Annotated in this window: 6 protein-coding genes; 2 read left to right on the plus strand and 4 right to left on the minus strand. The window is 67.1% G+C overall.

Going from position 1 to position 4918, the window contains the following annotated elements:
- A partial coding sequence (locus tag A5659_RS26670; protein ID WP_156748726.1) for a DUF3618 domain-containing protein occupies positions 1-131 on the minus strand: 131 nt, incomplete at its 3' end.
- Positions 132-235: 104 nt separating this feature from the next.
- Between A5659_RS26670 and bcp the strand changes: the two genes are divergently transcribed.
- Complete coding sequence (gene bcp / locus A5659_RS03090; protein ID WP_066862589.1) at positions 236-709, plus strand: thioredoxin-dependent thiol peroxidase; 474 nt, start codon at positions 236-238, stop codon at positions 707-709.
- A gap of 214 nt (positions 710-923) precedes the next feature.
- Here the strand turns inward: bcp and A5659_RS03095 are convergent, their stop codons facing one another.
- Positions 924-2288 (minus strand): cytochrome P450, encoded by a 1365-nt coding sequence (locus A5659_RS03095; RefSeq protein WP_067143956.1) that lies wholly within the window; start codon positions 2286-2288, stop codon positions 924-926.
- Between the two features lie 177 nt (positions 2289-2465).
- Between A5659_RS03095 and A5659_RS26675 the strand changes: the two genes are divergently transcribed.
- Entirely contained in the window at positions 2466-3020 is a 555-nt protein-coding gene (locus A5659_RS26675; RefSeq protein WP_082975881.1) for a DUF3060 domain-containing protein, read from the plus strand.
- Between the two features lie 13 nt (positions 3021-3033).
- On the opposite strand, the gene A5659_RS03105 is transcribed toward A5659_RS26675, so the two are convergent.
- A complete protein-coding gene (locus A5659_RS03105; protein ID WP_067179273.1) occupies positions 3034-4359 on the minus strand; it encodes a dipeptidase in 1326 nt (441 codons plus the stop codon).
- Between the two features lie 10 nt (positions 4360-4369).
- Positions 4370-4768, minus strand: a complete 399-nt coding sequence (locus A5659_RS03110) for a holo-ACP synthase (RefSeq protein WP_066862574.1) — start codon at positions 4766-4768, stop codon at positions 4370-4372.
- Positions 4769-4918: the final 150 nt, after the last annotated feature.

Below are 4918 nucleotides of genomic sequence, written 5' to 3' on the forward strand. Positions count from 1 at the left end.
ACCCGGACCTTGAGGTCGTCCGCCAGGCGCCGAGGATTGGCCCGCTCGGCAAGCGAGTCGACGGTGGCCGCCAGCTGGTCCCGGGCGACGTCGATGTCCTGCTTGATGGCTTCGGGGTCCCGGTCCGCCACTGTGTCCTCCAAGTCGCCCACTATCCGGCTCATGCACCTGCCCGAACTACCCTAGATCAGCTGGCGGTAACCCCGACGCTCCGGTGAACAGAAAGGGCCCCACCTTGACCGAGACCACGCGGCTTGCACCGGGCGACAAAGCGCCCTCCTTCAGCCTGTCCGACGCCGACGGCAACAAGGTATCGCTGGCCGACTACAAAGGCCGACGCGTCGTCGTGTACTTCTACCCGGCCGCCTCGACGCCCGGATGCACCAAGCAGGCGTGTGACTTTCGCGACAGCCTGGCCGAGCTCAACGAAGCCGGCCTCGACGTCATCGGCATCTCCCCCGACAAGCCGGAGAAGCTGGCCAAGTTCCGCGACACCGAGAAGCTGACGTTCCCGCTGCTGTCCGATCCCGACCGCAAGGTCCTGAGCGCCTATGGCGCGTACGGCGAGAAACAGATGTACGGCAAGACGGTCACCGGCGTGATTCGCTCTACCTTTGTGGTCGACGAGAAGGGCAAGATCACCGTCGCGCAGTACAACGTGAAGGCGACCGGCCACGTCGCCAAGCTCAGGCGCGACCTGTCCGTCTAGTTCGAAGATGCGATGTCGTCGAGCGCAACGGGCAGTCGTTGCCTAGCAGGTGACGGATGGGCCACCCTTCATGGGGCAGTAGGGAAGGCAGCTCACCGACGTTGTTGAGACGGCGAACGCCAGCAGCACCGCAATCAAGATCCTCTTACCCCTCATGGCCTGCCTTCCTAGGAGGGCGGCTGTACGCACACGCGACCTTTCCGCTTACCGACGATCAACCGATGACGGCGGCCTCGTGGTACTCGGTGATGGGCCGCGCGATCCCCTGTTCGTCGCAAACGCGCTGCAGTTTGTGGAGCGTCTCGTCTATCCCCGGTCCGAGGCGCTTGCCGGGCGTGAAGGTGGCCGGCAGGTGCTGCATGCCCTGGATCACGCCGATCGTCGGATAGTGCACGGTGCCCTCGGGGTCGCAGCGGTAGTCGGGCATCCGGTCGAGCACCGCCGTGAGCATCGACTTGAACACCACCCGCGCGACGTTGGAGCCGATGCAGCGATGGATGCCGAGCCCGAAGCTGAAGTGCCGGTTGTTCTTTCGGCTCAGGTCCAGGCGGTTCGGATCGGGGAACACCGCGGGATCGCGGTTGGCCATCGCCCAGGACAGCCACAGGCGATCACCCTCCTTGAACCGCGTGCCCGCTATTTCGAGATCGGCTGCGATCGTGCGGCCGTCGCCGGGAGCGGGCGTGAAGTATCGCAAAAATTCTTCGGTCGCCGAGTCGAGCAGCGTTTCCGATTCCTGCCTCAGCAGCTCGCGCTGCTCGGGATTTTCGCCCAGCCATTCGAGCGCGTGCGCCGTCAGCGCCGTCGTCGTGTCAAAACCGCCGCCGATGATCAGGCCCAGCATTCCGAGCAGTTCGGCGTCGGGGGCGGGTTCGCCGTCGATCTTCAGCCTCGCCAACGCGTCCACAATGCCGGGCCGCGGGTTCTCACGGATCTCGAGGAGGTGGTTGAACAGGTCCGCCCCCATCGCCATCGTCTGCTCCAAAACCCTTGGGGCGTCCGGTGAATCGGCGGGCGTGTAGACATTGGCGTGCGCCGGCTCGCAATACAGCTGCCATTTCTTCAGCGGAACGCCCATCATCGCCAAGGTCAGGACCGCGGGCACGACGTTCGCGAGATCGTCGACGAAGTCGATCCGCCCGGCTTCGATCTTCTCGTCGATGCTGGCCCGCACGATCTCGTCGACGAACGGCTTCCAGCGCTTGACGGCCGCCGGCGACAGGTAGGGGTTGAGGATGCTGCGGTAGGCGGAGTGCTCGGGTTCGTCCATCTCGAGCATGCCGCCACGGACACCGGTGCCCTGCGGCAGCGTCGGAATCGTGATGCCCTTGTAGCCGGTGCCTTCGCCCGTGACGTCGTGGTCGTTGGACACGTGCGGGCAGCGCGCGAGTTCGAAAACCTCCCGGTTGCCCGCGGCCACCCAATGTCCGTCGTAGGTGTCGGTCCACGCCAGCGGGCACTTGGCGTGCATCTCCTCGGTGATCGCTGTGAACCGCTCGCGGTACTCGGGGGTGTGGCGATCGAAGTGGTAACGGTTGGTCTTGCGGGCGTCTCCGGTCAGGGTGTTTTCCGTACTCACGGTGGCGTCTCCTGCGGACGAGTGGCTGCGGCTAGAAGCAGTATGCGACGAGACCGTCGTTCTCGTTCAGCATTCGGGGGGCCAGTTCGGATCGGCGCCCGGCTTCGCCTAACCCTGGAAAGTCGGGGCTTCGCCGTGACACCTCCAGAACTGGACCGCAGAGCGGATTATTGAGCGATGGACCCGGAAGAAGACCCGGAGAAGCTAGACCCTGAGGAATACATACGCGAGCTGGAGCGCGGCGCCGCACGACCGTCGGGGGGCCCTCCCCAGCCGTCCGGAGCGTCCAAAAGCGGCTGGGATGGCGGGCGCGCACTCGGTGGGACCTGGTGGCAGCGGATCGGGGGCGTCGCGGGGCTGGTCAACTCGCCGCGAGTTTGGGCGGTGTTGGCGGGTGCGTGCGCGGCCGCGTTCGCGATCGCGGCTCTCGTGGGTCATTACTCCGGCACCACCGTGCACGGCAATCTCACCATGATCAATGGCGGTGCGAAGGACAAGATCGACTGCAACGACGGGAACCTCAGGCTCGAAGGTGACAACAACACCTACACCGTCACCGGCCACTGTCGCCGGCTTGACGTCTCCGGCAGCGCAAATCACGTCACGGTCGACAGCGCCGACACCATCGGTGTTTTCGGCGATGACAACGCGATGGTCTACCACTCCGGGTCACCGACAATCAACAAGACGGGGAACAACAACGTCGTGGCTCAGGGCCAAGGCACCCGATGAGAGGTGCGTCCCGCTAGCCCAGGTTGGCCAGCAGCAGCGCCTCGGCGATCGCGGCGCGTTCCAGCACGCCCAAGTGCAGGCTCTCGTTGATGCTGTGGGCCTGCGTCGCGGGGTCCTCCACGCCGGTCACCAGGATCTTGGCCCGCGGGAAGGCCTCGGCGAATTCGGCGATGAATGGGATCGACCCGCCCATGCCCATGTCGATCGGGTCGGTCCCCCATGCCTGCCGGAACGCCTGGCGGGCGGCGTCGTAGACGCTGCCGGTCGCGTCGACGGCGTAGGGCTCGCCGATGTCGCCGCGGGTGACGCTGACGTGCGCGCCCCACGGCGCGTGCCGTTGCAGGTGGGCGGTCAATGCGTCCAGGTGCGCCGCGGCGTCCCCACCCGGCGCGACGCGCATGCTGATCTTGGCCCGCGCCCGCGGGATCAGCGTGTTGGACGCCTTCTCGATGGGGGTGGTGTCGATGCCGATCACGGTGATCGCGGGCTTGGCCCACAGCCGCTGCGGCGCCGAGCCCGAGCCGATTTCGGACACGCCGTCCAGCAACCCGGAGTCGGCGCGTACCCGCTCGGGCGGGTAATCGACTGGGGCGGCGGTGCTTTCGTGCAGCCCGGCGACGGCCACGTTCCCGCCGTCGTCGTGCAGAGTAGCCAGCAGCCGCACCAGGGCGCTGAGCGCGTCGGGCACCACGCCGCACCAGATGCCGGAGTGCAGGCCGTGGTCGAGGGTGGCCACCTCGACCACGCAGTCCACCAGGCCGCGCAGCGTGACCGTCAGCGCCGGGATTTCGGTGCTCCAGTTGTCCGAGTCGGCGATGACGATCACGTCGGCGGCCAGCGCATCGCGGTGCGCGGCCAGCAGCCGGCCCAACGACGGCGACCCGGATTCCTCTTCGCCCTCGACGAACACCGTCACGCCCACCGGCGGCTGCCCGCCGTGCGCCCGAAATGCCGCCAAATGTGTTGCTATGCCGGCCTTGTCATCGGCGCTGCCACGGCCGTAGAGCCGACCGTCGCGCTCGGTGGGCTCGAAGGGCGGCGAGAGCCATTGGCCGCGGTCGCCTTCGGGCTGCACGTCGTGGTGTGCGTACAGGAGAACGGTCGGCGCGCCGTCGGGCGCAGGATGGTGCGCGATGACGGCCGGCGCTCCCCCTTCGCTGACGATCTGCACATCGCCGAAACCGGCCTGCGCCAATAGATCCGCGACGGCCTGCGCGCTGCGATGCACCTCGTCGCGGCGGCCGGGGTCGGCCCACACCGATTCGATGCGCACCAGGTCTTCCAGATCGCGCCGCACCGACGGCAGCACCGCGCGGACGCGCTCAACCAGATCGCTCATGGAACCGAGGCTAGTCGGACGTCGTCTCCAGGATCGCCACCGCGGCGGCGGTATCCCCTTCGTGCGTCAGCGAGACGTGAATCGTCACGTCGGCCAGGTGTTTGGCGATGTCGCCGCTCAGCCGAACCCGCGGGCGGCCCCACATGTCGGTAACCACCTCGATATCGCGGTGGATGTCCTCCGGAAGCACCGGGCGCTGGGCGAACCGCGATCCCGACCACGCCTTGATCACCGCCTCCTTCGCCGCCCAACGGGCCGCCAGGTGACGCGCCGCCGACGAACTCTTGTCCGAGGCGTCGCGGCGCTCACCCGGGGTGAACGTCTCGGAGAAAACGGTTCCCGGCTGGTCGACCTGCTCGGCGAAATCAGGGATGGAGACGAGATCGATCCCCACACCGACAATTCCCATGGGTCGCCAGGCTAACGGACCGACGTCATCCGGCAGAGACCCGGTAGGCGTCGCCGTCACCCAGGCGCGAATCCGGGTTCAGCAGCATCGCGGCCTCCTGACGCTTTTCCGACTCGTCATGGTCGAAGCGACGGTTCGGCGGCCGCTCGT

The sequence above is a fragment of the Mycobacterium sp. 1165196.3 genome (assembly GCF_001673415.1).
Taxonomy (GTDB): domain Bacteria; phylum Actinomycetota; class Actinomycetes; order Mycobacteriales; family Mycobacteriaceae; genus Mycobacterium; species Mycobacterium europaeum_A.

What these genes read in the sequence shown, in the direction of transcription:
- A5659_RS26675 (WP_082975881.1), top strand. Translation starts at nt 2,466, where the DNA reads ATGGACCCGGAAGAAGACCCGGAGAAGCTAGACCCTGAGGAATACATA.
- A5659_RS03105 (WP_067179273.1), bottom strand. Translation starts at nt 4,359, where the DNA reads ATGAGCGATCTGGTTGAGCGCGTCCGCGCGGTGCTGCCGTCGGTGCGG.
- A5659_RS03110 (WP_066862574.1), bottom strand. Translation starts at nt 4,768, where the DNA reads ATGGGAATTGTCGGTGTGGGGATCGATCTCGTCTCCATCCCTGATTTC.